General features: G+C 64.1%; 23 protein-coding genes. 12 read left to right on the forward strand and 11 right to left on the reverse strand.

Annotation, left to right across the window (positions count from 1 at the left end):
* Positions 1-24: 24 nt before the first annotated feature.
* Together PMI38_RS25285 and PMI38_RS25290 are read right to left on the reverse strand one after the other, a co-directional pair.
* Positions 25-1,407, reverse strand: coding sequence for a sensor histidine kinase (locus PMI38_RS25285; protein ID WP_008100682.1), 1,383 nt, complete (start codon positions 1,405-1,407; stop codon positions 25-27).
* Between the two features lie 3 nt (positions 1,408-1,410).
* The gene (locus PMI38_RS25290) at positions 1,411-2,127 is read right to left on the reverse strand and encodes a response regulator transcription factor (protein ID WP_008100684.1); all 717 of its coding nucleotides are present in this window, start codon (positions 2,125-2,127) and stop codon (positions 1,411-1,413) included.
* Positions 2,128-2,322: 195 nt separating this feature from the next.
* On the opposite strand from PMI38_RS25290, the gene PMI38_RS25295 reads away from it, so the two are divergent.
* From PMI38_RS25295 to PMI38_RS25310, 4 genes are all read left to right on the forward strand, one after another.
* Entirely contained in the window at positions 2,323-5,082 is a 2,760-nt protein-coding gene (locus tag PMI38_RS25295) for a response regulator (protein ID WP_008100687.1), read from the forward strand.
* A gap of 228 nt (positions 5,083-5,310) precedes the next feature.
* On the forward strand, positions 5,311-6,300 hold the full coding sequence (locus PMI38_RS25300) for a 2-hydroxyacid dehydrogenase (protein WP_008100688.1): 990 nt from the start codon (positions 5,311-5,313) through the stop codon (positions 6,298-6,300).
* A gap of 31 nt (positions 6,301-6,331) precedes the next feature.
* Entirely contained in the window at positions 6,332-6,769 is a 438-nt protein-coding gene (locus PMI38_RS25305) for a hypothetical protein (protein ID WP_008100690.1), read from the forward strand.
* Entirely contained in the window at positions 6,766-7,170 is a 405-nt protein-coding gene (locus PMI38_RS25310; RefSeq protein ID WP_008100692.1) for an META domain-containing protein, read from the forward strand. Before PMI38_RS25305 ends, PMI38_RS25310 begins: the two co-directional genes overlap by 4 nt.
* A gap of 112 nt (positions 7,171-7,282) precedes the next feature.
* On the opposite strand, the gene PMI38_RS25315 is transcribed toward PMI38_RS25310, so the two are convergent.
* Positions 7,283-7,747: a TlpA disulfide reductase family protein gene (locus PMI38_RS25315; RefSeq protein ID WP_008100694.1), complete on the reverse strand. Its 465-nt coding sequence runs from the start codon at positions 7,745-7,747 to the stop codon at positions 7,283-7,285.
* Between the two features lie 85 nt (positions 7,748-7,832).
* On the opposite strand from PMI38_RS25315, the gene arsC reads away from it, so the two are divergent.
* From arsC to PMI38_RS25330, 3 genes are read left to right on the forward strand one after another with little or no spacing between them, the layout of a single operon-like run.
* Positions 7,833-8,186 carry an arsenate reductase (glutaredoxin) gene (gene arsC, locus PMI38_RS25320; RefSeq protein WP_008100696.1) on the forward strand — a complete coding sequence of 118 codons (354 nt, stop codon included), beginning with the start codon at positions 7,833-7,835 and terminating at the stop codon, positions 8,184-8,186.
* Positions 8,183-8,788 carry an NAD(P)H:quinone oxidoreductase gene (gene wrbA / locus PMI38_RS25325; RefSeq protein ID WP_008100699.1) on the forward strand — a complete coding sequence of 202 codons (606 nt, stop codon included), beginning with the start codon at positions 8,183-8,185 and terminating at the stop codon, positions 8,786-8,788. The genes arsC and wrbA overlap by 4 nt, the downstream gene beginning before the upstream one ends.
* Positions 8,781-9,194: a DUF2069 domain-containing protein gene (locus PMI38_RS25330; RefSeq protein ID WP_008100701.1), complete on the forward strand. Its 414-nt coding sequence runs from the start codon at positions 8,781-8,783 to the stop codon at positions 9,192-9,194. Before wrbA ends, PMI38_RS25330 begins: the two co-directional genes overlap by 8 nt.
* A gap of 117 nt (positions 9,195-9,311) precedes the next feature.
* Here the strand turns inward: PMI38_RS25330 and PMI38_RS25335 are convergent, their stop codons facing one another.
* On the reverse strand, positions 9,312-9,983 hold the full coding sequence (locus PMI38_RS25335; protein ID WP_008100703.1) for a DNA-3-methyladenine glycosylase I: 672 nt from the start codon (positions 9,981-9,983) through the stop codon (positions 9,312-9,314).
* A 4-nt stretch (positions 9,984-9,987) separates the two neighbouring features.
* Complete coding sequence (ttcA, locus tag PMI38_RS25340; RefSeq protein WP_008100705.1) at positions 9,988-10,812, reverse strand: tRNA 2-thiocytidine(32) synthetase TtcA; 825 nt, start codon at positions 10,810-10,812, stop codon at positions 9,988-9,990.
* A 264-nt stretch (positions 10,813-11,076) separates the two neighbouring features.
* On the opposite strand from ttcA, the gene PMI38_RS25345 reads away from it, so the two are divergent.
* Both PMI38_RS25345 and PMI38_RS25350 read left to right on the forward strand, forming a co-directional pair.
* On the forward strand, positions 11,077-11,676 hold the full coding sequence (locus PMI38_RS25345) for a Yip1 family protein (protein WP_008100708.1): 600 nt from the start codon (positions 11,077-11,079) through the stop codon (positions 11,674-11,676).
* A 127-nt stretch (positions 11,677-11,803) separates the two neighbouring features.
* Entirely contained in the window at positions 11,804-12,298 is a 495-nt protein-coding gene (locus tag PMI38_RS25350) for a SprT family zinc-dependent metalloprotease (RefSeq protein ID WP_008100711.1), read from the forward strand.
* 175 nt (positions 12,299-12,473) lie between these two features.
* Here the strand turns inward: PMI38_RS25350 and PMI38_RS25355 are convergent, their stop codons facing one another.
* The 4 genes from PMI38_RS25355 to PMI38_RS25370 all read right to left on the reverse strand — a co-directional run bounded on the left by PMI38_RS25355 (position 12,474) and on the right by PMI38_RS25370 (position 16,955).
* Positions 12,474-13,796, reverse strand: a complete 1,323-nt coding sequence (locus PMI38_RS25355) for a dicarboxylate/amino acid:cation symporter (protein ID WP_008100713.1) — start codon at positions 13,794-13,796, stop codon at positions 12,474-12,476.
* 400 nt (positions 13,797-14,196) lie between these two features.
* Entirely contained in the window at positions 14,197-15,543 is a 1,347-nt protein-coding gene (locus tag PMI38_RS25360; RefSeq protein WP_008100714.1) for an ATP-binding protein, read from the reverse strand.
* Positions 15,540-16,217, reverse strand: coding sequence for a response regulator (locus PMI38_RS25365; RefSeq protein ID WP_008100716.1), 678 nt, complete (start codon positions 16,215-16,217; stop codon positions 15,540-15,542). Before PMI38_RS25365 ends, PMI38_RS25360 begins: the two co-directional genes overlap by 4 nt.
* 132 nt (positions 16,218-16,349) lie before the next feature.
* The gene (locus PMI38_RS25370) at positions 16,350-16,955 is read right to left on the reverse strand and encodes an outer membrane beta-barrel protein (protein ID WP_008100718.1); all 606 of its coding nucleotides are present in this window, start codon (positions 16,953-16,955) and stop codon (positions 16,350-16,352) included.
* 129 nt (positions 16,956-17,084) lie between these two features.
* On the opposite strand from PMI38_RS25370, the gene PMI38_RS25375 reads away from it, so the two are divergent.
* Together PMI38_RS25375 and PMI38_RS25380 are read left to right on the forward strand one after the other, a co-directional pair.
* The gene (locus PMI38_RS25375) at positions 17,085-17,879 is read left to right on the forward strand and encodes a dienelactone hydrolase family protein (protein ID WP_008100720.1); all 795 of its coding nucleotides are present in this window, start codon (positions 17,085-17,087) and stop codon (positions 17,877-17,879) included.
* A 147-nt stretch (positions 17,880-18,026) separates the two neighbouring features.
* The gene (locus PMI38_RS25380; protein WP_008100722.1) at positions 18,027-18,728 is read left to right on the forward strand and encodes a 4'-phosphopantetheinyl transferase family protein; all 702 of its coding nucleotides are present in this window, start codon (positions 18,027-18,029) and stop codon (positions 18,726-18,728) included.
* Between the two features lie 3 nt (positions 18,729-18,731).
* On the opposite strand, the gene PMI38_RS25385 is transcribed toward PMI38_RS25380, so the two are convergent.
* Both PMI38_RS25385 and PMI38_RS25390 read right to left on the reverse strand, forming a co-directional pair.
* Complete coding sequence (locus PMI38_RS25385) at positions 18,732-20,339, reverse strand: ATP-binding protein (protein ID WP_008100724.1); 1,608 nt, start codon at positions 20,337-20,339, stop codon at positions 18,732-18,734.
* The gene (locus tag PMI38_RS25390; protein ID WP_008100727.1) at positions 20,336-21,034 is read right to left on the reverse strand and encodes a response regulator transcription factor; all 699 of its coding nucleotides are present in this window, start codon (positions 21,032-21,034) and stop codon (positions 20,336-20,338) included. The genes PMI38_RS25385 and PMI38_RS25390 overlap by 4 nt, the downstream gene beginning before the upstream one ends.
* A 765-nt stretch (positions 21,035-21,799) precedes the next feature.
* Here PMI38_RS25390 and PMI38_RS25395 point away from each other — a divergent pair.
* On the forward strand, positions 21,800-24,676 hold the full coding sequence (locus tag PMI38_RS25395; protein WP_008100729.1) for a ribonucleoside-diphosphate reductase subunit alpha: 2,877 nt from the start codon (positions 21,800-21,802) through the stop codon (positions 24,674-24,676).
* Positions 24,677-24,847: the final 171 nt, after the last annotated feature.

A 24,847-nucleotide genomic window follows, 5' to 3' on the forward strand; every position in this document is an offset into this window, starting at 1 on the left:
GGCTCCCACAGGGTCAGCGCTTCACTACGACACTTGCGGGAGCCGGCTTGCCGGCGATGGGGCCGGTGCATGAACCGGCAGGCGCATGCACAAGCGCAGCCCGCGCTTGCCATTCTCGGCCCACAAGGTGCCGCCCTGACGCTGGATCGCGCTGCGGGCAATGCTCAACCCCAGACCGAACCCACCATCCCCCGGGCGCGAGCCGTCGAGGCGGGAAAACGGCGCGAAGATCCGCTCCAGGTCGCCCTCGGCCACGCCACCGCCCTCATCTCCCAGCCACAACCGCCAATAGCTACCCTCGCGCTGCCCGCCCAAACGCACCAGGCCGTTTTCCGGCGAATGGCGGATGGCGTTGCGCAGCATGTTTTCGACGGCCTGGGCCAGGTGGTTGAGGTTGCCCTGCACCCAGCAATCGGCCGGCAGTTCGCAACGCAGGCGCTCAGGCGACCAGCCGCTTTCATAACAGGCATCCTCGACCAACAGCTCCCACAACGCCTGTACCTGGATCGGCTCAAGGTTCATCGGTGCCCGTTCGGCATCCTGCCAGGCCAGCTGCAGGGTGTCCTCGACCAGCTGCTGCATGCAGTCCACCTCACGACCCAACCGCTCGCGCAGGCGCTCAAGGTCGGTTTCACCGTCACAGGCCACGCGCAACCGGCTCAGGGGCGTGCGCATCTCGTGGGACAAATCGCGCAGCAGCTGCTGCTGCATGGCCACCGTGCCCTGCAGCCGCTCGGCCATCTGGTCGAAGGCACGCGCCAGTTCGCCCAGCTCGTCATGCCGGGCGATGGTGCGTGAGTCCAGACGTGCCGAGAGCTGGTCGGCGCGCCAGGCGTTGGCCTGCTCGCGCAGCTGGTTGAGCGGCACGATCAGCATGCGGTACAGGCCGATGCACAGCAGCAAGGTGAACAGGCCAGGAATGATGCCGTTGGTGACGACACGCCAGGCCATCTGGTACTGACCGGGGGTGAAACGTGTCGGCAACTCGATCACCAGCATGCCTTGCGCCGGCGCCCCAGGGAACGGAATGCGCAGCCAGGGCTGGTCGATGCTGCGCCGGCTCATGGGCCAGTCGACACCGCGCAGGCGCGTCAGGCGTTGCATGATCTCCGGGCCCAGGGTGGCACTGTTCAAGGGCCGCAGCTGGCTGTCGAGCACGCCGAGCCAGCCCTGCTCGCGCTGCTGCATGGCCGCGACCCATTGATCCAGCCCGGCCTGCCCGCCGCTGCGCCAGGCCTGCTCGGCTTCGCTGGCATAGCCGCGCAGCACCTGGCGGGCGGGCTCGTCGAGAAACGCGTTCTGGGTTTCCATGTGGCGGCCCCAGGTGTAGCTCAGGCCGATCATCAGCAGGCAGAAACCCACCAGCAGGATCGTCAGCTTCCAGAACAGCGAATGACGGTCGAGCATCGCTCACTCCGCCTCGCCGACACTGAGCACGTAGCCCTTGCCCCAGACGGTGCGGATCTGCCGCTCGTGGTAGCCGATACCCTTGAGCTTGCGGCGAATCTGGCTGACATGCATGTCCAGGCTGCGGTCATGGCGCGAATAGCCACGCTGCAACACCTGCTGATAAAGGAAGGGTTTGCTCAGCACCTCGTCGAAGTTGCGATTGAGGATGTCGAACAGACGGTATTCGCTAGGGGTGAGGCCCGCATGCTGGCCGCCCAGGCTGACATCGCACAGGCCATCGTCGAAGCGGAGCTCGCCCGTGGCGAGTTCCTGCGCTGGCTGGTGCCGACGTTCGAGGGCGACGCGGCGCAGGATCGCCTCGATGCGAACCTGCAACTCGGCCATGCTGAAAGGCTTGGGCAGATAGTCGTCGGCTCCACGCTGGAAGCCACAGATTCGATCGGCTTCCGCGCCCAGTGCCGACATCAGGATCACCGGCGTGGCGCTGCGTCGACGCAACTGGGCCAGGGCGTCCAGGCCGTTCAGCCCCGGCAGGAGGATATCCAGCAGTACCACGTCGAAGGCCTGCCGACCGGCCGTTTCCAGGCCTTCGAGCCCGTTGCGGCACCAGGTCACCTGGAAGCCACCACGCTGCAATTCCTCATGCAGGTAGGCGCCCAGTACCGGGTCGTCCTCGATGGCCAGGATGCTGGAGGTGTGAATAGCTACGGGATTCATTGGCAACTGCCATGCATTCTCAATTGCGTGCAATTATTGAGCATGCTACCGATCTAGGCAACCGCCCCGCGACCAATGCAGTGACAGCCCAGAGAAAACACCGCAAAGAGGTGCATTCATGCGGCAGGCAGAGTAACTTTCCGCTTTGGCTCGCGGCTCCGGCCGCGGCGTACAGGCACATGACAGGAGGCTGGTGTGCTCGATCGTTTGGGAATCCGCAGCCGGGTTCTGCTGCTGGCACTGCTACCGGCCAGCCTGATGGCGTTGGTGCTGGGCTGCTACTTCACCTGGTTGCAGCAAAATGAGTTGCGCACCCAACTGTTGCAGCGCGGCAAGATGATCGCCGAGCAACTGGCTCCGCTGGCCGCCCCTGCCCTGGCCCGACTGACGCCCGCGCAGCTTGAGCGCATCGCTGCGCAAACCCTGGAACAGGCCGATGTGCGCGCCGTGGCGTTCCTTGCCCCGGACCGCAGCCGCCTGGCCCACGCCGGCCCCAGCATGATCAACCAGGCGCCCAGCGGCGGCACCGGCACCCAGCTGCTGGAGCGCAGCGGCAACGACGCCACCCGCTACCTGATGCCGGTGTTCGGTCATCATCGCGACCTGGCCACCGATGCCGTGCCAGCCGAAGCCGAGCGTCTGCTGGGCTGGGTCGAAATTGAACTGTCCCACGACGGCACACTGCTGCGTGGCTACCGCAATCTGTTCACTACCGTGCTGCTGATCCTGGCCTGCCTTGGCCTCAGTGGCCTGCTGGCGATGCGCATGAGCCGCACCATCAATGACCCGATCGCGCGCATCAAGCATGCGGTCAACCAGCTCAAGGACGGCCATCTCGAAGAGCGCCTGCCCGCCATGGGCAGCCACGAACTGGACGAACTGGCACGCGGTATCAACCGCATGGCCGAGACCCTGCACAGCGCCCACGAAGAACTGCAGCACAGCATCGACCAGGCCACCGAGGACGTGCGCCAGAACCTGGAAACCATTGAAATCCAGAACATCGAGCTGGACATGGCGCGCAAGGAGGCCCTGGAGGCCAGCCGTATCAAGTCGGAGTTCCTGGCCAACATGAGCCACGAGATCCGCACGCCGCTCAACGGTATTCTCGGGTTCACCCACCTGCTGCAGAAAAGCGAGCTGACCCCGCGCCAGCTGGATTACCTGAGCACCATCGAAAAGTCCGCCGACAACCTGCTGGGGATCATCAACGAGATCCTCGACTTCTCCAAGATCGAGGCCGGCAAACTGGTGCTCGACAGCATCCCGTTCAACCTGCGCGACCTGATCCAGGACACCCTGACCATCCTCGCCCCCGCCGCCCACGCCAAGCAGCTCGAACTGCTCAGCCTGATCTACCGCGACACGCCGTCGTCGCTGGTCGGTGACCCGTTGCGGCTCAAGCAGATCCTCACCAACCTGGTGAGCAACGCGATCAAGTTCACCCGCGAAGGCACCATCGTCGTGCGGGCGATGCTCGAAGACGAACACGAAGACAGCGCGCAACTGCGCATCAGCGTGCAGGACACTGGTATCGGCCTGTCGCCGCAGGACGTGCGCACGCTGTTCCAGGCATTCAGCCAGGCGGACAACTCGCTGGCCCGGCAACCGGGCGGCACAGGCCTGGGCCTGGTGATCTCCAAGCGCCTGATCGAACAGATGGGTGGCGAGATCGGGGTCGACAGCACGCCGGGCGAAGGCTCGCAGTTCTGGATCAGCCTGAGCCTGCCCAAGGCCCACGACGACATGGAGGAGCAGCCGCTGCAACCGCTGCTGGGCCGTCGCGCGGCGATCGTCGATGGCCATGAGCTGGCGCGCCAGGCCCTCGAACACCAGCTGGAGGACTGCGGCCTGAGCGTGAGCCTGTTCGCCTCCTGCGATCATCTGCTGCAGGGTGTGCAGGCTGCGCACCAGGCCGGCCTGCCGTTCGAGTTCGCCGTACTGGGCGCCAACCTGGGCAGTTTGTCGCCCGAGCAACTGGGCCACTACCACCAGCAACTGGAACGTTTCCAGTGCCTGTGCGTGGTGCTGTGCCCGACCACCGAACAGGCGCTTTACCACCCGTTCCTGCCCAATGGCCACGGTCAGCTGCTGTCCAAGCCAACCTGCACGCGCAAGCTGCGCCGCTTGCTGCTGGAGCTGCTGCAACCGCGTCGCCCGTTCGCCGAAACGAACGCGGGCAACCGCGGCGAGCGCCGGGCAAAGATCCTCTGTGTCGACGACAATCCCGCCAACCTGCTGCTGGTGCAGACCCTGCTCGAAGACCTGGGGGCCGATGTGCTGGCGGTCGACAACGGTCAGGCCGCACTGCAGGCGGTGCAGAGCGAAACCTTCGACCTGGTGCTGATGGACGTGCAGATGCCCGGCATGGATGGGCGTGCCTGCACCGAGCAGATCCGCCTGTGGGAAAACACCCAGAGTGGCAGTCCGCTGCCGGTCGTCGCCCTCACCGCCCACGCCATGGCCAACGAAAAACGCGCCTTGCTGCACAGCGGCATGGACGACTACCTGACCAAACCGATCAGCGAACGCCAGCTGGTCCAGGTCGTGATGAAGTGGACCGGGTTGAGCCTGGGCGCCGCGCCCCTGGAGCGCCTGGATGAGCAGCAGGCCGATAGTCGTGACCTGCGGGTGCTCGACCCTGACGAAGGCCTGCGTCTGGCAGCCGGCAAGCCGGACCTGGCCGCCGACATGCTGACCATGCTGCTGGCGTCGCTGGACAGCGACCGCGAAGCGATCCGCGCGGCGCGCGAGGCCGAGGACCACACCGCGCTGATCGAGCAGGTGCATCGACTCAACGGGGCATCGCGTTATTGCGGCGTGCCGCAGCTGCGCGCGGCGTGCCAACGCAGTGAGACCTTGCTCAAGCAGAATCATCCGCAGGCGCAGCAGGCTCTGGATGAGCTGGACGGGGCGATCTGCCGGCTGGCGGCGCAGGCGCGGCTCAGCGCCTGACCTCAAGGGCCTTGTGGGAGCGGGCTTGTCTCGCGAACACGGGCCAAGCCCGTGCCAGACTATTCCAGTGCCTGGGCCGGCCTCTTCGCGGGGCAAGCCCGCTCCCACAGGTCCCCTGGCCTCCATGAAATCGGTGCTGAATCTGTGGCGTCAGGGCCGGTACAGATCAACACCTTTGCCCTGGCAGCTGGCTACAATCCCCACTACCTCGAAATAGGAAGCCCGACCATGCGCGCCCTGTTGTTCAGCAGCCAGCACTACGACCAGGAAAGCTTCACCCAGGCCAGCCAAAACCTGCCCCTGGAGCTGCACTTCCAGCCCGCCCGCCTGACCCTCGACACCGCCGCCCTGGCCCAGGGCTTTGATGTGGTGTGCGCCTTCATCAACGACGAACTCGACGCCCAGGTCCTGCAGCGCCTGGCCGCCGGCGGCACGCGCCTGATCGCCCTGCGTTCGGCCGGCTACAACCATGTCGACCTGGCCGCCGCCCAGCGCCTGGGCCTGGCAGTGGTGCGTGTGCCGGCCTACTCGCCGCATGCGGTGGCCGAACATGCCGTCGCGCTGATCCTGGCGCTGAATCGCCGCCTGCACCGTGCCTACAACCGCACCCGCGAAGGCGACTTCACCCTGCATGGCCTGACCGGCTTCGACCTGCACGGCAAGACCGTCGGCGTGGTCGGCACCGGCCAGATCGGCGCTGCCTTCGCCCGCATCATGGCCGGTTTCGGCTGCCAGCTGCTGGCCTACGACCCCTACCCCAACCCCGAGCTGCTGGCGCTGGGGGCCCGCTACCTGGAGCTGCCCGAACTGCTGCGCGAGGCGCGAATCATCAGCCTGCACTGCCCGTTGACCGAGCACACCAAACACCTGATCAACACCCAGAGCCTGGCCCAGCTGCAGCCCGGCGCCATGCTGATCAACACCGGCCGTGGCGCGCTGGTGGACACGCCGGCACTGATCGATGCGCTGAAAAGCGGCCAGCTCGGCTACCTGGGCCTGGACGTCTATGAAGAGGAAGCACAGCTGTTCTTCGAGGACCGCTCGGACCTGCCGCTGCAGGACGATGTGCTGGCGCGCCTGCTGACCTTCCCCAACGTGATCGTCACCGCGCACCAGGCCTTCCTGACCCGCGAAGCCCTGGACGCCATTGCCGCGACCACGCTGGACAACATCATCCGCTGGGCGGCTGGCAAACCGCAGAATCAGGTCACAGGTTAATGCTAGGATACGCGGCATTTCTGGAGGACCCATGGTCGAGCACGATTTCCGCTACACCCTTTTCAACCCGCAACACACCCTGATCGAATGCCGCGCCCTGGTACCTGGCCGTTACCAGGTGACCGGCAACGGTGGTTCGATGCACAAAGGCGACACCCTGCTGGTCACCCTCAAGGGCAGCAAGGACCTGGCCATGCGCCTGACCGTGGAAAGCGTGCGTCACCTGATCAACCCACGCGGCCAGTGGGTTGCCGTGGCCAGCGGCCCGGTGTTCAACGAGCTGGAGATCCTCACCTGGCAGGTCGAATGCGACAGCTGCGACGCGGTGCTGGACTTCGAGTTCGCCGTGGACGCCAAGCTGGGCAAGAAAGCCCGCCAGCCGGCCGCCACCGCGCGCGTCACCGAGCTGGGCTGGGCCAGCCGTGGCGACAAGCACCTGTGCCCGAAATGCCAGGAGAGCGCCGCGTGAAGAATGTGCTGACCGGCCTGCTGGTTGCCAGCGGCCTGCTTGGCTGCGCCGCCGAACCGTCGAAGCTGCAGCAGGAACGCAGCTATGTGCTGGAGTGGATCGGTGAACGCCCGCTGATCGACTACAGCCACCTGACCCTGACCCTGGCCAGCGATGGCCGCGCCTATGGCAATGCCGGCTGCAACCATTGGTTCGCGCCGTATACCCTGGACGGCGAGCACCTGAGCTTTGGCAAGGTCGGCAAGACCCGCAAGCTCTGCGCGCCGGCGTTGATGGAGCAGGAAAAGCGCTTTTTGCAGGCGCTGGAGACGGTGCAGCGCTGGGATGTGTCGCCGGTCGAGCAGATGCGTTTCTGGCCGGCTGAAGGCAAGCCTTTGCGCTTCTGGCCTGAGGAAGGCTGATTCTCTGTTGGCTGTACCGGCCCTATCGCCGGCAAGCCGGCTCCCCCAGGTACTCCACTGTTCTCTAGGTCAGTGGTTTACCTGTGGGAGATGAGGCCGGTGCAGACTTGCATCAAGCGCCTTTCAGGGCCTTGATCTTGGCCTGCAGCCCTTCAAGGGTCTGCTCGCCCAGCAGCTGCTCGCGCACCTTGCCCTTGTCATCGATGATGTAGGTCACCGGCAGCGCCTCGCTGCGCGGCAGGTCGTAGCGCTCGGCCGGATCCTGGGCCAGCACGGTGAAGCCAATGCCCAGGGTATCGGTCGCCTGTTTCAATTCCGGCCCCTGCAAGCCGTCGAAGTTCACCCCGACCACCTTGATACCGTCGGCCGCCCACTGCTTGGCCGCCGTGTTCAGTTCCGGAATCTCGGTACGGCACGGGCCGCACCATTCAGCCCAGTAGTTGAGCACCAGCCAGTGCCCGTCGAGCTGCTCGGCCTTCACCGTATTACCGTGTTGGTCCACGCCGTAGTCGGCACCGCAACCACCGAGCAACAGGCTCGCGGTGATGGCCAGTACTGCTGCCAAACGCCTTGCCATGGGTCAATCCTTCTCAAGTTTTCGAGCAAATGGGTCAGTCGCTGCGGTTAGAATAGCCGCCACACCCAGCTGGATGCGACCCGACATGACTGACCTGACGCTCTATCATAACCCGCGCTGCTCGAAATCCCGCGGCGCGCTGGAACTGCTCGAACAACGGGGCCTGGCACCGACCATCGTGCGTTACCTGGAAACCCCGCCAGACGCTGCCACCCTCAAGGCCCTGCTCGGCAAGCTGGGCATCGCCCCGCGCCAGCTGCTGCGTACCGGCGAAGACGAATACAAGACGCTCGACCTGGCCAACCCGGCCCTGAGCGACGCGCAGCTGATCGACGCCATGACCCAGCACCCCAAGCTGATCGAACGGCCGATCCTGATCGCCGGTGACAAGGCGGTGATCGGTCGCCCACCGGAGAAGGTGCTGGAGATTCTGCCGTGAGTGCGCCGTTTATCCTGGTGCTGTATTACAGCCGCCACGGCTCGACCAGCGAGATGGCCCGGCACATTGCCCGCGGCATCGAGCTGGCCGGCATGGAGGCACGCCTGCGCACGGTGCCGGCGATTTCCACCGAATGCGAAGCCGTGGCCCCGGACATTCCGGCCAGCGGCGCGCTGTACGCCACCCTCGACGACCTGCGCCACTGCGCAGGCCTGGTGCTGGGCAGCCCGACCCGCTTTGGCAACATGGCCGCGCCGTTGAAGTACTTCCTCGATGGCACCAGCAGCCTGTGGCTGGGGGGCGAACTGGTCGGCAAGCCCGCCGCCGTGTTCACCTCCACCGCCAGCCTGCACGGCGGCCAGGAAACCACCCTGCTGTCGATGATGCTGCCGCTGATGCACCACGGCATGCTGGTGATGGGCCTGCCCTACAGCGAATCGGCACTGCTGGAAACCCGCGGTGGCGGCACGCCTTACGGCGCCAGCCACCATGCCGGTGCCGATGGCAAGCGTGAACTCGATCAGCACGAGATCACCCTGTGCCGCGCCCTTGGCCAACGCCTGGCGACCACGGCCAAGGCACTGGAGGCCGCGCGTGGCTAGAAAGCCCAAGGTGTTGCCGTCGCTGGAATGGCTGGCACCGCGCATGCGCCTGACGCGGGCGCTGAGCCTGGCCTTCTTTTTTGGCCTGATCGCTTTGCTGGTGGTGAACAACCTGTGGTTCGCCAACCTGCATGGGGCGCGGGTCGGGGTGATTCTGGCGATCGAGCTGGTGCCGCTGCTGTTGCTGGTGCCGGGCATGTTGATGGGCAGTGCCCGGGCGCATGCCTGGACCTGCTTTGTGGTGAATATCTATTTCATCAAGGGCGTGCTGGCGGCGTTCGACCCGGCGCGGGCGGTGTTTGGCTGGGTTGAGGTGTTGGTAAGCCTGGGGTTGTTTGTCAGTGGGCTGCTTTTTGTGCGCTGGAAGTTTCAGCATGAGCGGCGCATGGCGGGCGAAGGGAGTTGAGTTCGGGGGCTGCCTTGCAGCCCAATCGCCGGCAAGCCAGCTCCTACAAGTTCAGCGGTGTACTCACTGTGGGAGCCGGCTTGCCGGCGATCGGGCCGCACAGCGGCCCCAGCATTCTCAATGGTTGACGGTATGCGCCAGCATCACCGACAACTGGCACAGCGGCCGCCCGCTCTCTTCGTGCCATTGATTGAACGCTTGCTGCACCAACGCCAGATCCCGCTGGCTGGTCGGCGCCTTGTCGATGATCTTCTGGGCGATCAGCGCAGCCGCCATGTCATCGGTAGGGATGAACGTGTCCTTGCCGACCATGCGCAGGAAGCGCGGCGCCGACAGCCCGCCCATCTGGTTGCCCTGCTTGGCCAGGTACTTCCACAAGCCGACGATATCGGTCACCGGCCAGTCGGCGATGAATGCGCCGAAACTGCCCTTCTCCTTCGCCACGTCGAGGATCATCTGCGCATTGCGCGGCACGCTCTTGAGCTTGCCGAGATGGCGGATGATGCGCTCGTCGTGCATCAGCCGCTCCAGGTGCTCAGCCCCCATCAGCACCACTTTCTCCGGGTCGAAGCCGAAGAACACCTGCTCGAACGCCGGCCACTTGGCGTCCACCAGGCTGTGCTTGAGGCCCGCGCGGAACACGCGCAGGGCCAGGGTCGACAGGTAGCGGTCATCGCTGATGTCGCGCAGCTGCGCTGGCGTGCGCGGCTGCGGCAGGAAGGCTTCGAGGGCCTGGGCCGAGCCGAAGCGGTTCAGGCAGTATTCGTGCAGCCACTGGTAATCGCGCATGGGCTCAGATGTTCAGCACATCGAGGAAGCGCGGGGTGGCGCTCTCGTCGATCTTCAAGCTGGTGAAATCGAACAGGTTGCGGTCGGCCAGCTGCGACGGGGCAACGTTCTGCAGGGCGCGGAAGATGCTCTCGGTACGGCCCGGGTGCTTGCGCTCCCACTCCACCAGCATGTCCTTGACCACCTGGCGCTGCAGGTTCTCCTGGGAACCGCACAGGTTGCACGGAATGATCGGGAATTCCTTCATGTCCGAGTAGGCCTGGATGTCTTTCTCGTTGCAGTAGGCCAGCGGGCGGATCACCACGTTGCGGCCGTCGTCGGCGCGCAGCTTCGGCGGCATGCCCTTGAGCGCGCCGTTGAAGAACATGTTGAGGAAGAAGGTTTCGACGATGTCGTCGCGGTGGTGCCCCAGGGCCATCTTGGTCGCGCCGATCTCGTCGGCGAAGGTGTACAAGGTGCCACGGCGCAGGCGCGAGCACAGCGAGCAGGTGGTCTTGCCCTCGGGCACCAGCTCCTTGACCACCGAGTAGGTGTCCTTCTCGACGATGTGGTACTCGACGCCCAGTTCCTTGAGGTAGGCCGGCAGCACATGCTCGGGGAAGCCCGGCTGCTTCTGGTCCATGTTCACCGCGACGATCTCGAACGTGATCGGTGCCACCTTCTGCAGGTGCAACAGAACGTCGAGCATGGTGTAGCTGTCCTTGCCGCCAGACAGGCAGACCATGACCTTGTCGCCATCCTCGATCATGTTGTAGTCGGTGATGGCTTCGCCAGCGAGGCGACGCAGGCGTTTTTGCAGTTTGTTCTGGTTGACCGAGAGGGTGCCCATAGCGCTTGAATCCGCGAGGTGTGACAAAAGGCGGCTATTTTACGCACAAACCTGACGCGGCTGTAGGGCTAACCGATAAAGACTTCAATGTAATCAGCAGCACTCCCGACAGCGCAATTTGCTCTAAAAAGCCGGTTTTATGCTGACAACGGCTTCCTATACTGCGACATAAGGCCACATTACCGCTTGCATCGGTTGTCTTGGCCTCGGGCCGCTTGCGCTCCACCTGGGGGGCGGTTGGCAACATAGAGAGGAGTGACCGGCATGATTCATCACGTTGTGGGGCTTTTTACCCATCCTGATCAGGAATGGCGCGAGATTCGCGGGGAAGAAGAAAGCATCAGCCACATGTACCTGACACACACGCTGATCCTGGCGGCGATCCCCGCCATTTCGGCATTCATCGGCACCACCCAGGTCGGCTGGGTGATCGGTGGCCGTCCGGCGGTCATGTTGACCCTGGAAAGCGCGCTGTGGATGAGCATCATGTCCTACCTGGCGATGCTCGCCGGGGTAGCGGTGATGGGCGCGTTCATTCACTGGATGGCTCGCACCTACGATGCCAACCCGTCCCTGGCCCAGTGCATCGCATTTGCCACCTACACTGCCACCCCACTGTTCCTCGGCGGCCTGGTGGCGCTCTACCCGCACCTGTGGCTGGGCATGCTGGTGGGCACTGCCGCCATCTGCTACACCGTGTACCTGCTCTATGTCGGCTTGCCGACGTTCATGAACATTCCATCGGATGAAGGCTTCCTGTTCTCCAGCTCGGTGCTGGCAGTGGGCCTGGTGGTACTGGTGGCGATCATGGCTGCTACCGTGATCATCTGGGGCCTGGGCGTAGGGCCCGTCTATACCAACTAGATCCAACCAACACTGGGGCATCAAGCCAGGGGCCGCCGCAAGGCGGCCTTTGTCTGCCTGCTGACCAGTGGGCTCGGCACCTTCGCCGCGCTGCGGCATAATGACCGGTCAGGAGAATTACCCCGCCATGCCCGAGCTGCTCAAACAACGCGTCGAAACCTGTTACCAGCAAGCCGAAGCCTTTTTCAAACGCCCTTTCCCGCGCCCACACGTGAGCTTCAAGCTGCGCGGCCAGAAAGCCGGCGTCGCCCACCTGCACGAGAACCTGCTGCGCTTCAATCTGCAGCTGTACCGCGAAAACCAGCAAGACTTCCTGCGTCAGACCGTCGCCCACGAGGTGGCGCACCTGGTTGCCCATCAACTGTTCGGTGAGCGCATCCAGGCCCATGGCGAGGAGTGGCAATTGATCATGCGCGGGGTCTATGAGCTGCCGCCGAACCGTTGCCACAACTATGAGGTGCAGCGGCGCGTGGTGACCCGGTACATCTATCGGTGCCCTTGTCCGGAGAGTGATTTTCCGTTTACTGCGCAGCGGCACAGGCTGGTGCATCAGGGGCGGCGGTATTTGTGTCGGCGGTGTAGAGAGATTCTGATTTACAGCGGCGAGACGCGTGTTGAATGAACCGGCCCTTTCGCGGGACAAGCCCGCTCCCACAGGATCCCCGCTGATTCAGAAATTTGTGGGGTACTTGTGGGAGCGGGCTTGTCCCGCGAAAGGGCCGGCAATGACGCAGCTGAAACAGCAGACACAAAAAAAGGCGACCCTAGGGTCGCCTTCTTCGTGACTGCATCTCAACTCAACGAGCCGGGCCTTCCGCTACGCCCAGGTCGTCGGTCGGGCGAGTGTCGATCAGCGGCGCACCACCGGAAGCCAGTTCCGACGCCAGCTTGTCGTTGTCCATTTCATTGACCCACTTGGCCACCACCACGGTGGCAACGGCGTTGCCGATCAGGTTGGTCAGGGCGCGAGCTTCGGACATGAAGCGGTCGATGCCGAGGATCAGCGCCAGGCCGGCAACCGGCAGGTGGCCAACGGCGGAGAGGGTGGCGGCGAGGACGATGAAGCCCGAACCGGTCACGCCTGCGGCACCTTTGGACGCTACCAGCAACACCAGCAGCAGGGTGATCTGGTGGGTGATGTCCATGTGGGTGTCGGTGGCCTGGGCGATGAACACGGCGGCCATGGTCAGGTAGATCGAGGTGCCGTCCAGGTTGAACGAGTAGCCGGTCGGGATCACCAGGCCAACCACCGATTTCTTCGCGCCCAGACGCTCCATCTTGGCCAGCATGCGTGGCAGCGCCGACTCCGAGGAGGAAGTGCCCAGCACGATCAGCAGCTCTTCACGGATGTAGCGGATCAGCTTGAGGACACTGAAGCCGTGGGCGCGGCAGATACCGCCGAGGACGATGAGGATGAACGCCAGGCAGGTGATGTAGAAGCAGGCCATCAGGTAGCCCAGCTGCACCAGCGAACCGACACCGTACTGGCCGATGGTGAACGCCATGGCGCCAAAGGCACCGACCGGCGCGAGCTTCATGATCATGTTGATGATGTTGAACATGACATGGGCGAAGCGGTCGATCAGGTCCAGCACTGGCTTGCCATAGCTGCCCAGGCGGTGCAGGGCGAAACCGAACAGCACCGAGAACATCAACACCTGCAGGATATCGCCGTTGGCGAAGGCGCCGACGATGGTGTTGGGAATGATGTTGAGCAGGAAGCCGACGGTGGTCTGCTGCGCGCCGGCGGCGGCGTAGGCGGCCACGCTGCTGGCGTTCAGGGTGCTGACGTCGACGTGCATGCCGGCGCCTGGCTGGACCACGTTGACCACCACCAGACCAATGATCAGGGCGATGGTGGAGACGACTTCGAAGTACATCAGCGCGTAGCCGCCGGTCTTGCCGACCGACTTCATGCTCTGCATGCCAGCGATGCCGCTGACCACGGTACAGAAGATGATCGGGGCGATGACCATCTTGATCAGTTTGACGAAGCCATCACCCAAGGGTTTGAGGGCAACGCCGGTTTCCGGGTAGAAGTGGCCGAGCAGGATGCCGATGGTGATGGCGAAGATCACCTGGACATACAGGGATTTGTACAGCGGCTGACGTGTCGTCATGGCTCATTTTCCTCAAGTGTGCTGGCTTCACCCTTCCCAGGGTGGTTGGGCACCTGAATCGCTAACCCTCCTGCACCTGGAGGGATTTGTCGTTGTGTTCGAGCTGCCTGGGCAGGCCTCTGTCTACGGAGATAGCAAGGGGGATGCCAAAATGCTCGTGAACTGTGCGAAGGCCGCAATTGCTAGAGGATAATGCCCAGCGACGGGGCGAAATGGTGGATAGGAAGTGGCGGATTTCCGCCCGGTGGCGGAATTTGAACAGGGAGGATGGCGGGAATCCGCCCGCAGCGGTGGGTGTTATCACTGGCGTCATCGCCGGCAAGCCGGCTCCCACAGGTTTGGCGCAGGTATCTTCTGTAGGAGCCGGCTTGCCGGCGATGGGGCCGGTACTGCCAGCCCTTCACTCCAGGTGAAAGGTGAGTCTGAAAGCCGCCCCACCCAACGGCGAATCCTCCAGGCTCAGCGCCGCGTCATAGCTGTCGACGATGTCCTTGACCACCGCCAGGCCGATCCCCTGCCCGGGATGCTGCCGGTCCAGCCGCTCGCCACGCTCGAGAATTCGCTCCCGCTGGTCTGCCGGCACCCCAGGGCCATCATCCTCGACGCACAACGTCAGCTGCCCAGGCGCCTCCTGCAGGCTCACCCGTATCAGGCCCAGGCTCAGCCGGTAGGCGTTCTCCAGCAGGTTGCCGAGCAACTCCAGCAAGGCGCCCTGCTCCATCGGCACCTCTGCCTGCGCCGACACATCGAGCATGACCTCGACACGCTTGTCGCGGTAGACCTTGTCCAGGGTGCTGCACAGGCTTTCCAGCACCGGTCGCAGTTGCACACGGTGACGCACCAGGCCGCTCTTGCGCAGGCTGGCACGCTGCAGTTGATAGTCGATCTGCTGGCTCATGCGCTCGACCTGGCTCTGCAGCACCCGCGCCTGCTCGCGCTCGCCGGTGCGCTGCTGCAGGTTTTCGCCTACGCCCTGCAGCACCGCCAGTGGGGTTTTCAGGCTGTGCGCCAAATCGCCCAGCGAATCGCGGTAGCGCTGGCGCTGTTCACGCTCGCTGCGCAGCAAGCGGTTCAGCGAACCGGTCAGGCGCAGCAGCTCACGGGGGTGTTCCGCGCTCAGTCCGTCGCGTGCGCCGGACTCCACTTCGTCCAGCTCACGGCTCAACCGCCGCAGCGACCGCAGGCCCCAGGTCAGGCCGGCCCACAGCAAGGCCATCAAGGCCAGCAAGGCAGCGCCAAAGCCGAGGTAGAGCTTTTCACGCAGGCCAGCCAGGGTTTGCTTGTACTCACGCACCGGCTGCAAGGCGACGATGCTGTACGCCGCGCTCTGCCCGCCGAGCAGCTTGATCTCGACGTCATAGACGAAGAACTCTTCGCCATCGTTCTGGTGGATGCGTGCAAATTCGTTGCCGCGCCCGTCGTAGCGCGGCTGATAGTTGATGTTCTGGTCGGCGGTGGCGCGCGAGCGCCAGACCAGTTGGCCGTCACGGTCGAAGATGTAGCCGAGCAAGCCGGTGTACGGCAGGTTGAAGCGTTCGTCCGGCAGCAGCTCTGGCATCTGCAGCCGGCCATGTTCGATGCGTGCCGCCGAGATCAACGTGGTGACGTCGGAGGCCAGACGCTGCTCGATCGACTCCTGCAGCGCCAGGCTGAAGGCCTTCTGCAAGGCCGGCAGCAGCGCCAGCATGAACAGCAACGCCAGCACGGCCGCCGCCAGCATCAGGCGCACCCGCAGCGAGCGGATCACCGGCAGCGCTCGGTGAACAGGTAGCCCAGGCCGCGTACCGTGTCGATCGGCTTGAACCCGTGCTCGCCCTCAAGCTTGCGGCGCAGGCGCCCGACCAGCACTTCGATGACGTTGGGGTCACGCTCTTCGTCGCCCGGGTAGAGCTGCTCCATCAACCGCTCCTTGGCCACTACCTGCTGGTGATGGCGCATGAGGTATTCGAGGATGCGGTACTCGTAGGCGGTCAAGGCCAGGGGCTGCTCATCCAGGGTCGCCTGCTTGCGGTTGAGATCAAGCACCAGCGGGCCTGCGGCGATGGTCGACTGGGTAAAGCCGCTGGAACGGCGCAGCAGGGCATTGAGCCGTGCTTCGAGCTCTTCGAACTGGAAAGGTTTGACCAGGTAGTCATCGGCACCGGCGGCCAGGCCTTCGACCTTGTCCTGCCAGTTGCCACGCGCAGTGAGGATGAGGATGGGGAAGGCCTTGGCCTGGCTGCGCAGCCGGCCGATCAGCTCCAGTCCGCTCATGCCAGGAAGGCCGAGGTCGATAATGGCCAGGTCGAAATGGAACTGCTCGGCCTGGTACAGCGCTTCTTCGGCATTGGCCACGGCTTCGACCACATGGCCGCTTTCGCCCAGGCGGGTATTGAGGTGGTGCCTCAGCAGGGCTTCGTCCTCGACCACCAGAAGTTTCATCTAGCTCTCCTTTTTCGTCTGTTGCCTGCGCCGGCTCTTTCGCGGGACAAGCCCGCTCCCACAAGTAACCCCAGGATACCTGTGGGAGCGGGCTTGTCCCGCGAAAGGGCCGGTACAGGATAACGCGAGTCCTCAGAACTTGTAGTTCGCCGACAGGTAAGTCTGTGCACTGCTGGTCAGACGCAGGGTGCCCGCCTTGGGCCCACCGCTGGGCGCCACTTCGGTCGAGGCGTTGCTTTGCAGGTAACGGTAGCCCAGCTCTACCGAAGCCTTGTCGGTCAGCTCCTGGATCACGCCGGCCTGCAGCCCTACCGCATAGCCCAAATCGCTGTCACGACTTGCCCCCGGCGAATCCTGGGTCAGCTTGGTCATGCCCAGGCTGCCGCCGCCGAACAGCTTGGTGGTATCCCCCACCGGCAGGAACAGGTCATAGCTGCCCAGCAGGTTCTCCTGGCGCAGCTTGAGGCCGCTGTGATCGCCCGAGACGTTGTCGTAGGTCACGTAGTAGCGGCCCTGGTCATTGATGCGGCCCAGGCGCACACCCCAGGTATCGTCCTTGCCGATGATGCCGTCGGCGTTGAGGTTGTCGGTATTGCTTTGCAACAGGCCTGACTTGCGAACCTTGTCGCTGGTCTGGCCGTAGGTCAGGCTGGCGAAGTTTTCATCGGCGGCCTGGGCGGTGGTCATGCCAGCGGCACACACGGCGATGGCGGCAAGCAGGGTGTTGAAGGTTTTCATGGCTTCTTGCTCCAGTTGAAGGCGCTGTTTCGGTCTGGAAGCTAGAGTAAGCAGGGTGCCCTGAACCGCGGCTGAACCTTGGCTGAACCTCGGCTGAACGAACCGTTTGCCAAACAAGGAGTAGTGAACATGCGTGCCCTGCTGGCCTTGACCCTGATGTGCAGCGCCGCGCTTGCCCAAGCGGCAGTAGTAACCCGTGAAATCCCTTACCAGGACGCCGAGGGCAAACGCTTGATCGGCTACTACGCCTATGACGATGCCAGCAAGAAAGAACGCCCGGGCATCGTCGTGGTGCATGAGTGGTGGGGGCTGAATGACTACGCCAAGCGCCGCGCGCGTGATCTCGCAGCCCTTGGCTACAGCGCGCTGGCCATCGACATGTATGGCGATGGCAAGCACACCGAGCATCCGCAGGATGCCCAGGCGTTCATGGCCGAAGCCATGAAAGACCCGGATGAGGCGGCCAAACGTTTTGACGCCGGCCTGGAATTGCTGGAACGACAACCCTACACCGACAAGAGCAGCCTGGGCGCCGTCGGTTACTGCTTCGGCGGCAAGGTGGTGCTCGATGCGGCACGGCGCGGCGTGAGAAAGCTCGATGCCGTGGTGAGCTTCCATGGCGCGCTGGCGACACAGACACCGGCCAAACCCGGCGAGGTGAAGGCCTACGTACTGGTCGAGCACGGTGCCGACGACAGCATGGTCACCCAGGAGCAGGTCGCGGCGTTCAAGGCGGAGATGGATGCCGCCAAGGTCAACTACCAGTTCGTCAGCATCCCCGGGGCCAAGCATGGTTTCACCAACCCGGATGCGGATCGGTTGAGCCATGGCGAGCATGGTGGGCCGGACATCGGCTACAACAAGGCGGCGGATGAAAGTTCGTGGGCGCAGATGCAGGCGTTCTTCAAGCAAGTGTTCAAGTAGAGGGCCCTATCGCCGGCAAGCCGGCTCCCACAGGTACCCCGCAGAGCCTGAGGGCGGTGCAGTACCTGTGGGAGCCGGCTTGCCGGCGATGGGCTGCAAAGCCGCCCCATCTCCCACACAACTCCGTCGGCTGGCACAATACCTGCCATGAACACATTGCCTTCCTGCTGCGCCCCGCTCCAGTACCACTGGCCCCTGCCCCGCCCACTCCCCGGCGCGGTACTGGTCAGTTGCGCCTTCGACCCGGCCCTGCTGGCCGCCGACGACTTCCTGCGCGCCGGTATCGTGCCCAGCGCCAGCCTGCAACGCTCGGTGGCCAAGCGCCAGGCCGAGTACCTGGCCGGTCGCGTCTGCGCGCGGGCCGCACTGCAGCGTCTGGATGGCCGCGATCATGTGCCGGGCAGCCACGAAGATCGCTCGCCGATCTGGCCTGCCGGGATCCATGGTTCGATCACCCACGGCAAAGGCTGGGCGGCAGCGGTGGTTGCCGCCGATACCGCCTGTCGAGGCGTCGGCCTGGATCAGGAAGCGCTGCTCGACGACGACCGCGCCGAACGGTTGATGGGCGAAATTCTCACACCGGCGGAGCTCGAGCGCCTGGACCGCAGCCAACTTGGTCTGGCGGTCACCCTGACCTTTTCGCTCAAGGAAAGCCTGTTCAAGACCCTCTACCCGTTGACCCGCCAGCGTTTCTACTTCGAGCACGCCGAGGTGCTGGAATGGTCCACCGATGGCTTGGCCCGCCTGCGCCTGCTCATCGACCTGTCGTCCGACTGGCGGCATGGCTGCGAGCTTGAAGGGCAGTTCTGCCTGCAAGACGGCCACCTGCTCAGCCTGATCAGCGTCTGAGCCCTACTGCGGCACCTGCTCACGCGGCCAGTTGAGGCTGAAGCAGGCCCCACCCAGCGCCTCGCTGCGCCCCACCGTGGCGCGGCCTGCATGCCAGTAGATGATCCGCCGCACGATCGACAGGCCCAGGCCATGCCCGCCTGAAGCCCGGGTACGGCTGTCGTCGAGCCGGGTGAAGGGGGTGAAGATGCGGTCCCAAAAGCCTTCGGGAATGCCGGGGCCATCATCTTCCACATCGATACGGCAGCGCTGCTGGCCCAGCTGGTAGCTCAAACGCACCTCGCCAGCGGCATGGCGCAGGGCATTGCCGACCAGGTTCTGCAGGGCGCGGTGCAGGTAGCGCGGCTCGGCCTCGACCCAGGCGCCGTCGGTGTCATGCACCTGGCACACGCCGCGCACCAGTCTCACTTGAGCGTTCAGTGGCGCCAGTTCCTCGATCACCCGGTCGAGCAAGGCATCCAGGTCGACCCGTTGGAACTTGAGCGCCGGCGCCCCCTGCTCCAGTCGTGCGTAGGTCAGCATCTCGTCGACCAGCTTGTCGAGGTCCTGGATATCGCCATCCATACCGGCCAGGTGCTTGGCGCGCGCTTGCTCGGTCGGCGCACTTTCGATCATTTCCAGGCCAAAGCGCAGGCGCGCCACCGGCGTGCGCAATTCGTGGGATACCGCGCGCACCAATTCACGCTGCATGTTCAGCGAGCGCTGCAGGTGCTCGGCCATGCCGTTGAAGGCCGCTGCCAGACGCCCTACCGAGTCGGCATCGCCCGCCGGTACGCGGGTCTCCAGGCTGCCCTGGGCGATGCGCGTGGCGGCCATCTCCAGGCCCGACACGCGCCGCTCCAACTGGCGCACCAGCAAGTAGACCACCAGGCCGATAAGGCACAAGCCGAGGAAGGTGATCAGCACCAGCAATTGCGGTGGATAGGGGTTGAGCTGGTACAGCGGGCCGATTTCCAGCACCCAGGGCGAACCCGGCAGGCCGGCGAACACGCGGATCGAATCACCATCACTGCCCAGCGCCATGACCGTGTCACCCTCCTCCACCCGACGCCGCTGGTCATCGTCGAGACCGACCCGCTCCAGGCGCTGCAGGGCGACACCGAAACCAAAGCCCTTGCTCTGCTTGAGCTCCGCCAGGCGCTGCTGCTGCTCGGTCACCGGGTAGCGCACCAGTTCATCGGTCAGCAGATAAAGGGTGGCCCGGGCCAGTTGTTCGCTGATCTGCTTGACCTCGGCCACCAGCAGCAGGTCCTCCCGGCCGACCTTGCGCAGCACCTGCGCGGCATGCGGCCCGGTCTTGTTCACTACCACCAGGCCGCGATACAGGCGCGCGCGCTGGCCACCGTCCAGCGTGCGTGCCGACATCGGCTGCAGCTCCAGTGGCACGCCAAGCAGGCGCTCCCACATCAGCAGCGAGCGCTTGCGTTCGGTTTCGTTCTGTTGCGCCAGGTTGTCGGCCATCAGGCTGAACGTGCCCTGGGCCAGGCGCTCGCGGTGCTGGGCGGCGCGCACTTCGTTGACCAGGTGCAGGCTGAGCACGCCAAGCAAGGCGACCAGCACCAGCACGGCAAGCATGCCCCCGTAGATACGGAGGAAAATCGAGTTGTTCATGGCGCATCGCCAACGAACAGGTAGCCCTTGCTGCGCAGGGTCTTGATCAGCCGTGGCTGGATCGGGTCGTCGCCGATCTTGGGGCGGATCTTGGAAATACGCACATCGATGGAGCGGTCCTGGCCGTCATAGCCGACGCCACGTAGCGCCGTGAAGATCTGTTCGCGCGTCAGTACCCGTCCGGCGTTGCTGGCCAACAGCCAGAGCAGGTCGAATTCGGCGCCGGTGAGCTCGATCAACTGTTCGCCAAGCCTGGCTTCGCGCAAGCGGTTGTCGATGCGCAGCGTGCCGAAGGCCAGCTCCTGGCTCTTGTTCAGGGTCGGTTCGCTGCGCCGCAGCAGTGCCTGGATGCGCGCCAGCAACAGGCGGGGGCGTACCGGCTTGCAGACATAGTCGTCGGCGCCCAGGTCCAGGCCCTGTACCTGGTCGAGTTCATCGCTGCGGGCGGTCAGCATGAGGATCGGGCCGGGGTACTGGCTGCGTACCCGCCGGCAGATGCTCAGGCCATCCTCGCCGGGCAGCATCAGGTCGAGGATTACCAGGTCTGGCTGGCTGTCGACGATGCGCCGTGCGGCACGGGCGCCATCGCCCTCCACGGCGACCTCGTAGCCGTTGGCCTGGAGGTATTCGGCGGTGAGCTCGGCGAGGCGCTGGTCGTCCTCGACGATCAGGATGCGGTGTACGGGTTGGTCCATGGCCTTGCCTTCGATTGTTGTTCTTTGTTTTGCCTGCTCCGGCCTCATCGCCGGCAAGCCGGCTCCCACAGATAATGCCTGCGCGAAACCTGTGGGAGCCGGCTTGCCGGCGATGAGGACGGAACTGTCACCGTTTAATCAAAAGGCAACATCAGCCCCGGATACTACGTCCCGCACCAGGCACTGCCAACCTCAGCCAGAAGGCCCTCGACTGAACCGTTTATTGTGCTAGTGTTCGCCCCCGAAAATTTCCACCCCGGGGCAGCACGACGCAGAAAAATAGTGCAAACCTCTTGGCACAAGGCCTACAGCGAATACCCACTATTCACACACAAAGTACGCACAAGTTATCCACAGGCGCTCGCCTTGCAAAGACCCCCAGACCGCATTATCTTGTATCCCCATTGCAGCAAACCACTAGATATTGGGTTTGAGCCGAAATCTCAAACACAACTCGGCACGGAAATTCAAGCGCTTTTTCCTGCTGAACTTACGGTGGTTTCACCAGCCAAACCGCTCCAGCGGAAGATTGGAGAACAACAGCTTTCGGGCCTGCTTGCCGGCATGGCCCTATAGCCTTTGACTTCGGCCAGGGAGCGGCAAGCTTATTGCCCCCATTTCCTGAGTCTGTCCCGAAGTCGGTACGCCCGAGCGGTCGGATGCGCGCGCATGACGCATCCCCAGCCGGGTCATCGAACACGTGGACGGAACGGTGGGCGCCCAAAAGGCGCCTGAACAATATAGAAACTGTGGAGACACCCACCCATGCAAACCGACACAACTCGCGAGAACCCGCAGGCCATGGCGCCGCAGGCCGATTCCAACCAGGATCTGGCTGCCACCGCTCCGGGCCAACTGCGCGTGATCAAGCGTAACGGCACTGTCGTCCCCTACACCGACGACAAGATCACCGTGGCCATCACCAAGGCGTTCCTCGCAGTTGAAGGCGGCACCGCCGCCGCCTCGTCGCGCATCCACGACACCGTCGCGCGCCTGACCGAGCAGGTCACCGCCACGTTCAAGCGTCGCATGCCATCGGGTGGCACCATCCACATCGAAGAAATCCAGGACCAGGTCGAACTGGCCCTGATGCGTGCCGGCGAGCAGAAAGTCGCCCGTGACTACGTGATCTACCGCGACCAGCGCGCGAAAGAGCGTGCCACCCGCGCCAACACCGACGCCGTGGTCGAGCCGCACCCGAGCATCCGCATCACCCTGGCCGACGGCAGCCTGGCGCCGCTGGACATGGCGCGCCTGAACACCATCATCAGCGAAGCCTGCGAAGGCCTGGCCGAAGTGGATGGCGACCTGATCCAGCGCGAGACCCTGAAGAACCTGTACGACGGCGTGGCCATCAAGGACGTCAACACCGCCCTGGTGATGACCGCCCGTACCCTGGTCGAGCGCGAGCCGAACTACTCGTTCGTTACCGCCCGCCTGCTGATGGACACCCTGCGTGCCGAAGGCCTGGGCTTCCTCAGCGTTGCCGACAGCGCCACTCACCACGAGATGGCCGACCTGTACGCCAAGGCCCTGCCGGCCTATGTCGCCAAAGGTATCGAGTTCGAATTGCTGAACCCGGCCCTGGCCGACTTCGACCTGGAAAAACTGGGCAAGGCGATCAACCACGAGCGCGACCAGCAGTTCACCTACCTGGGCCTGCAGACCCTGTACGACCGCTACTTCATCCACAAGGATGGCGTGCGCTTCGAGCTGCCGCAGGTGTTCTTCATGCGTGTTGCCATGGGCCTGGCGCTGGAAGAGAAAGACAAGGAAGCCCGCGCGATCGAGTTCTACAACCTGTTGTCGTCCTTCGACTACATGGCCTCGACCCCGACCCTGTTCAACGCCGGTACCCTGCGCCCGCAGCTGTCGAGCTGCTACCTGACCACCGTGCCGGACGACCTGTCGGGCATCTACCACGCGATCCACGACAACGCCATGCTGTCGAAATTCGCCGGTGGCCTGGGCAACGACTGGACCCCTGTGCGTGCACTGGGCTCCTACATCAAGGGCACCAACGGCAAATCCCAGGGCGTCGTACCGTTCCTGAAAGTGGTCAACGACACCGCCGTCGCGGTCAACCAGGGCGGCAAGCGCAAGGGCGCGGTCTGCGCCTACCTGGAAACCTGGCACCTGGACATCGAAGAGTTCATCGAGCTGCGCAAGAACACCGGTGATGACCGTCGTCGTACCCACGACATGAACACCGCCAACTGGATCCCTGACCTGTTCATGAAGCGCGTCTTCGATGACGGCAAGTGGACCCTGTTCTCGCCTTCGGAAGTGCCTGATCTGCACGACCTGACCGGCAAGGCCTTCGAAGAGCGCTACGAGTACTACGAAGCCCTGACCGAGTACAACAAGATCAAGGTATTCAAGACCATCCAGGCCAAAGACCTGTGGCGCAAGATGCTGTCGATGCTGTTCGAGACCGGCCACCCGTGGCTGACCTTCAAGGACCCGTGCAACCTGCGTTCGCCGCAGCAGCACGTGGGCGTGGTCCACAGCTCGAACCTGTGCACCGAGATCACCTTGAACACCAACAAGGACGAGATCGCCGTCTGCAACCTGGGCTCGATCAACCTGCCGAACCACATCGTTGACGGCAAGCTGGACACCGCCAAGCTGCAACGCACCGTGAACACCGCCGTGCGCATGCTCGACAACGTGATCGACATCAACTACTACTCGGTGCCGCAAGCGCGTAACTCGAACTTCAAGCACCGTCCGGTCGGCCTGGGCATCATGGGCTTCCAGGACGCGCTGTACCTGCAGCACATCCCGTACGGCTCCGATGCCGCCGTGGAGTTCGCCGACAAGTCGATGGAAGCGGTCAGCTACTTCGCCATCCAGGCTTCCTGTGACCTGGCCGACGAGCGTGGCGCCTACGAGACCTTCCAGGGTTCGCTGTGGTCCAAAGGCATCCTGCCGCTGGATTCGCAACAGATCCTGATCGAAGCCCGTGGCCAGAAGTACATCGACGTCGACCTGAACGAGACCCTGGACTGGGCGCCGGTCCGTGCCCGCGTGCAGAAAGGTATTCGTAACTCGAACATCATGGCCATCGCGCCGACCGCGACCATCGCCAACATCACCGGCGTGTCGCAGTCCATCGAGCCGACCTACCAGAACCTGTACGTGAAATCGAACCTGTCGGGCGAATTCACCGTGATCAACCCGTACCTGGTACGCGACCTGAAGGCCCGTGGCCTGTGGGACTCGGTCATGATCAACGACCTGAAGTACTACGACGGTTCCGTCCAGCAGATCGAGCGTATCCCGCAAGAGCTGAAGGACCTGTACGCCACCGCGTTCGAAGTCGAGACCAAGTGGATCGTCGATGCTGCCTCCCGTCGCCAGAAGTGGATCGACCAGGCCCAGTCGCTGAACCTGTACATCGCCGGCGCTTCGGGCAAGAAGCTGGACGTGACCTACCGCATGGCCTGGTATCGTGGTCTGAAGACCACCTACTACCTCCGTGCCCTGGCCGCGACCAGCACCGAGAAGTCGACCATCAACACCGGCAAGCTCAACGCCGTGTCCAGCGGTGGCGACAGCGCTCCGGTGCAGGCTGCAGGCCCAGCGCCGGTGCCGAAGGCTTGCGCCATCGACGAGCCGGATTGCGAAGCCTGCCAATAAGGCCTTCGCACCGCTGAGGTGAACATGCCGCCTCAACGGCCTTCGGGCAGTTGAGGCGGCATTTTTTTGGGTGCAAGAAACAGGACCGCGGTGCCCCTATCGCCGGCAAGCCGGCTCCCACAGGTACAACACCGAGCCCGAGATCCGTGCGGTACCTGTGGGAGCCGGCTT

The organism is Pseudomonas sp. GM84, from assembly GCF_000282535.1.
In the GTDB taxonomy this organism is placed as follows: Bacteria; Pseudomonadota; Gammaproteobacteria; order Pseudomonadales; family Pseudomonadaceae; genus Aquipseudomonas.

Coding starts and splice junctions, on each gene's coding strand:
- PMI38_RS25285 (WP_008100682.1), bottom strand. CDS start 1,407: ATGCTCGACCGTCATTCGCTGTTCTGGAAGCTGACGATCCTGCTGGTG.
- PMI38_RS25290 (WP_008100684.1), bottom strand. CDS start 2,127: ATGAATCCCGTAGCTATTCACACCTCCAGCATCCTGGCCATCGAGGAC.
- PMI38_RS25300 (WP_008100688.1), top strand. CDS start 5,311: ATGCGCGCCCTGTTGTTCAGCAGCCAGCACTACGACCAGGAAAGCTTC.
- PMI38_RS25305 (WP_008100690.1), top strand. CDS start 6,332: ATGGTCGAGCACGATTTCCGCTACACCCTTTTCAACCCGCAACACACC.
- PMI38_RS25315 (WP_008100694.1), bottom strand. CDS start 7,747: ATGGCAAGGCGTTTGGCAGCAGTACTGGCCATCACCGCGAGCCTGTTG.
- arsC (WP_008100696.1), top strand. CDS start 7,833: ATGACTGACCTGACGCTCTATCATAACCCGCGCTGCTCGAAATCCCGC.
- PMI38_RS25335 (WP_008100703.1), bottom strand. CDS start 9,983: ATGCGCGATTACCAGTGGCTGCACGAATACTGCCTGAACCGCTTCGGC.
- ttcA (WP_008100705.1), bottom strand. CDS start 10,812: ATGGGCACCCTCTCGGTCAACCAGAACAAACTGCAAAAACGCCTGCGT.
- PMI38_RS25345 (WP_008100708.1), top strand. CDS start 11,077: ATGATTCATCACGTTGTGGGGCTTTTTACCCATCCTGATCAGGAATGG.
- PMI38_RS25350 (WP_008100711.1), top strand. CDS start 11,804: ATGCCCGAGCTGCTCAAACAACGCGTCGAAACCTGTTACCAGCAAGCC.
- PMI38_RS25355 (WP_008100713.1), bottom strand. CDS start 13,796: ATGACGACACGTCAGCCGCTGTACAAATCCCTGTATGTCCAGGTGATC.
- PMI38_RS25365 (WP_008100716.1), bottom strand. CDS start 16,217: ATGAAACTTCTGGTGGTCGAGGACGAAGCCCTGCTGAGGCACCACCTC.
- PMI38_RS25370 (WP_008100718.1), bottom strand. CDS start 16,955: ATGAAAACCTTCAACACCCTGCTTGCCGCCATCGCCGTGTGTGCCGCT.
- PMI38_RS25375 (WP_008100720.1), top strand. CDS start 17,085: ATGCGTGCCCTGCTGGCCTTGACCCTGATGTGCAGCGCCGCGCTTGCC.
- PMI38_RS25380 (WP_008100722.1), top strand. CDS start 18,027: ATGAACACATTGCCTTCCTGCTGCGCCCCGCTCCAGTACCACTGGCCC.
- PMI38_RS25385 (WP_008100724.1), bottom strand. CDS start 20,339: ATGAACAACTCGATTTTCCTCCGTATCTACGGGGGCATGCTTGCCGTG.
- PMI38_RS25390 (WP_008100727.1), bottom strand. CDS start 21,034: ATGGACCAACCCGTACACCGCATCCTGATCGTCGAGGACGACCAGCGC.
- PMI38_RS25395 (WP_008100729.1), top strand. CDS start 21,800: ATGCAAACCGACACAACTCGCGAGAACCCGCAGGCCATGGCGCCGCAG.